Raw genomic sequence first — 3,958 nt, forward strand, 5'->3', positions numbered from 1 at the left:
GATTTCATGCAGGTATGCCCATGCCCTTATCTGACGCCGCCCTGCTCCGCTTTCTGACGTCGGTCCACCCCTATGACAGCCTGGAACCCGCGCTGCTGCAGGATCTGGCCGCCAGGTTCCAACAGATCGAAACCGCCGCCGGCGATCCCGTTTATACGCTGGACGAGGATCTGCAGGGGCTTTACCTGGTCCATACCGGCGAAGTTGAAGTGACGGATGAGAACGGCATCCCTGTCTCGATCCTTGGCCCCCGCAATTCATTCGGCGAGCGCGGCCTGACCCGCAGCGGCCGGGCGGTGACATCAGCCCAAGCCACCGCAGACACGTTGCTGCTGCTGCTGCCCAAGGCAGCGTTCCACGCCCTGATGGCCAGCCAGCCGCAAGTCGCAAAATTCTTCGACCGCCGCCGCCCCAGCAACCGGGAAACCAGCAGCCTCGCCACGACGCGGGTCGAAACCATCATGGCCCGTGATCCCGTCACCTGCTCCAGCGGGCTCACCTGCCAAAGCGCGGCGCAGCTGATGCGCGACCGCCGCATTTCCTCCGTCTGCGTGACCGATGGCGGTACGCTGCAAGGCATTCTCACAACCCGCGATCTGACCGGAAAAATTCTAGCCGCAGGCAAGCCCATCTCCACCCCCGTCAGTACGGTAATGACACCGGACCCGCTGACGCTCGCCCCCTCCGCCACCGGCTCCGAAGTGCTGCACTTGATGATGGAGCATGGCATCGGCCACATCCCGGTGGTGGAGGCAGGGAAGCTCGCAGGCATCGTCACCCAGACCGACCTCACACGCTTTCAGGCGGTCAGCTCCGGCGAGATGATCTCAAGCATTGCCCGCGCCGGATCAGCTGATGAGATGGCAAGGGCCGCTGCCGAAATCCCCCGCCTGCTGGTGCAGCTGGTGGCAGGCGGCAACCGGCATGAGGTGGTGACCCGGTTGATCACCGACATCGCCGACACCGCAACCCGCCGCCTGCTGGCGCTGGCGGAGCAGAAATTGGGCCCCGCCCCCGTCCCCTACCTGTGGCTGGCCTGCGGCTCGCAAGGGCGGCGCGAACAGACCGGGGTATCGGATCAGGACAATTGCCTGATCCTGTCTGACGATCTGACGCCCGGCGATGAGGCCTATTTCGAAGCACTGGCCCGGTTTGTCTGCGACGGGCTGAACACCTGCGGCTATGTCTATTGCCCCGGTGAGATGATGGCATCGAATACGCGCTGGCGGCAGCCGCTGCGTGTCTGGCGCGACTACTTCCGCGGCTGGATTGCCAGGCCTAGCCCTGAGGCGCAGATGCTGGCCTCGGTGATGTTCGACCTGCGGCCCATCGGCGGCGATGCCGCCCTGTTTGCGGATCTGCAGCAGGAAACCCTGAAGGCCGCCAGCGCCAATTCGATCTTCACCGCGCATATGATCGCGAATTCCCTGAAGCATACGCCGCCCCTGGGCCTGCTGCGCGGGCTGGCCGCCATCCGCTCGGGCGAGCACCGCAACACGCTGGACATGAAGCACAACGGCGTGGTGCCGGTGGTGGACTTGGGCCGGGTCTATGCGCTGCAAGGCCAGCTGGCAGAGGTCAACACACGCGCCCGGCTGGGAGCGGCAGAGGCGGCAGGCGTGCTCAGCCCCTCCGGCGCGCGCGACCTGATGGATGCCTACGACCTGATCGCCCAAACCCGGCTGGAGCATCAGGCGGCGCAGATCCGCAGCGGCAGCGCGCCGGACAACTATCTGGCGCCCTCGGATCTGTCGGATTTTGAGCGAAGTCATCTGCGCGACGCCTTTGTTGTGGTAAAAACAATGCAATCGGCGGTTGGGCACGGTAAAGGGATACTGAGCTGACACCTGCGCGTGGTGCCGCGGAGGAAGCCTCCGGCGGGAGTATTTTGGAAAAGATGAAAACGACCGGGCATATGCCGGAGGAGAGCGGATGTTTCTGGAACTGATTGCAGTAATTTTTGCGGGCATTGCCACCGCGGGCGTGGTGATGCTGCTGGGAAAGTTCCTGGGCGGGCGGCTGCCGCGCTGGCTGGCGCCGGTGGCAGCGGGGCTGGCGATGATCGCGGCCACCATCACCTCGGAATACGGCTGGTACCCGCGCACAGCTGCGGCCCTGCCCGACGGGCTGGTCGTGGCGGAAACGGTGGAAAACCAGAGCTTTTACCGGCCCTGGACCTATGCCGTGCCCTACGTCGACCGCTTTGCCGCGCTGGATACCGCAACGATGAAAACCCATGCGGACCACCCGCAGATCTTTCTTGGCGAGTTGTACTTCTTTGGCCGCTGGGCGCCGGTCAGCAAGCTGCCGGTCTGGCTGGACTGCGGCGGCGGGCGGCGGGCGCTGGCGGCAGGCAATGCGGAGTTTTCCGGCGGCCTGCCGGACGGTCTGGACTGGGTCGAACCCGGCAGCAGTAGCGATCCGATCCTGACAACAGCCTGCGGAGGGTAAAGATGCTGTCACGCCTCAGCCTGCGGCTTCGGATCTTCCTGTTCTTCTGCCTGCTGGCGCTCGGCGGCATTGCGGTCACCACCGGTGCGCTGTGGCTGGGATACAGCCGCTCCGGACAGCCCGGGCTGACGGACGCTTTTGTCTTTTCTGGCCTGCTCAGCGGGTTTGCCATCCTTGGCTTATGCGCTGCGGTCTGGCTGCTGTTTGACGAAAACGTCGCCAAACCGATCGAGCGGCTGGCGGCGGGTATGCGCGCCCGCGCCCATGCCGGAGTGTCAAAGGAACTGGATACCCACGGTGCCCGCTATCTGGGCGATCTTGCCGCCGCTGCTGAAGGCCTGGCCGGGCAGCTGGGTGCCTCGGCACTGTCAGCGGCGGAGGCAATCGCTCGCGAAACCGAACACTTGGAGGCGGAGAAGACCCGCCTGGCGGCGCTGCTGACCGACATTCCCATTGCCACCGTGATGGCCGGCCCCGCCCATCAGATCGTGCTGTACGACGGCCAGGCCGCCGCGGTGCTGGCGCAGGAGGCACCGCCGCGGCTCAATGCGCCCTTGTCCGATTACCTGGACCGGACCGGGCTGGAGGCGGCCTATGGCCGGCTGGTGCGCAGCGGCCTGGAGGTGAAGGCCGAAGTCAAAAGCACCAGCGGCACCCAGGTGTTCGATCTGCGGCTGAAGCCCCTGGGCGGCGCGCCGGGCTATATCATTTTGTTCGAGGGCAGCCATGCGGGTCTTGCCCCGGAGGATTCCCGGCCCTTGGTCTATGACTTTGCGTTGCTGGACACGGATCACGCGGAACTGGACAGCCGCAAGCTCGCCAATCTCAGCTATGTGGTGTTCGACACCGAGACCACCGGCCTGCTGCCGCACAAGGACGAGATCGTGCAGATCGGCGCGCTGCGGATGGTGCGGGGCCGCATCATCGACAGCGAGGTGTTTGAAACCCTGGTGGATCCGGGGCGGCCGATCCCCGCCGCTTCGGCACGGGTGCATGGCATCAACGATGCCATGGTGCAGGGTGCGCCGGATATAGCCGTGGCCGCCCGCGCCTTCCACCGCTTTGCCTCGGACGCAGTCATTGTTGCCCATAACGCGCCCTTCGACATGGCCTTTCTGCACCGCCATGCCAAACGCACCGGCGTCATCTGGGACCAGCCGGTGCTGGACACCGTGCTGCTGAGCGCAGTTCTGTTCGGCGCCTCGCAAAACCACACACTGGACGCGCTTTGCGAAAGGCTGGACGTCACCATCCCGCCCGCCTTGCGCCACACTGCCATGGGCGACGCGCGCGCCACGGCAGAGGTGTTCTGCAAGATGCTGCCCATGCTGGAAGCGCGCGGGCTTGCCACCTTTGGCGCGGCGCTGGAGGAGACCCGCAAACACGGACGCCTCATCGAAGACATGAACTAGGTAGACAATCACGCCCATGCGTGGCAGGTCACTGCCCGGAACGGATAAAAGGCGCGCGACATGGCCGAAACCAGCTTTATCCCCGGGCCGGAGAC

At 65.3% G+C, this 3,958-nt stretch carries 3 protein-coding genes; all 3 read left to right on the plus strand.

The window, feature by feature from the left end:
- The first annotated feature begins 20 nt into the window (after nt 1-20).
- The 3 genes from A2I95_RS27155 (at nt 21) to A2I95_RS27165 (ending at nt 3,863) form a co-directional block, all read left to right on the plus strand.
- Nucleotides 21-1,844 (plus strand): DUF294 nucleotidyltransferase-like domain-containing protein, encoded by a 1,824-nt coding sequence (locus A2I95_RS27155; protein ID WP_291734912.1) that lies wholly within the window; start codon nt 21-23, stop codon nt 1,842-1,844.
- Nucleotides 1,845-1,932: 88 nt separating this feature from the next.
- Nucleotides 1,933-2,451, plus strand: a complete 519-nt coding sequence (locus A2I95_RS27160; RefSeq protein ID WP_027259221.1) for a hypothetical protein — start codon at nt 1,933-1,935, stop codon at nt 2,449-2,451.
- Between the two features lie 2 nt (nt 2,452-2,453).
- Nucleotides 2,454-3,863, plus strand: coding sequence for a 3'-5' exonuclease (locus A2I95_RS27165; protein WP_291734910.1), 1,410 nt, complete (start codon nt 2,454-2,456; stop codon nt 3,861-3,863).
- Nucleotides 3,864-3,958 lie beyond the last annotated feature (95 nt).

This window comes from Leisingera sp. F5 (genome assembly GCF_001593695.1).

Bases quoted from the DNA above. Each gene is read 5' to 3' on its own strand.
- A2I95_RS27160 (WP_027259221.1), top strand. From the start codon at position 1,933: ATGTTTCTGGAACTGATTGCAGTAATTTTTGCGGGCATTGCCACCGCG.
- A2I95_RS27155 (WP_291734912.1), top strand. From the start codon at position 21: ATGCCCTTATCTGACGCCGCCCTGCTCCGCTTTCTGACGTCGGTCCAC.
- A2I95_RS27165 (WP_291734910.1), top strand. From the start codon at position 2,454: ATGCTGTCACGCCTCAGCCTGCGGCTTCGGATCTTCCTGTTCTTCTGC.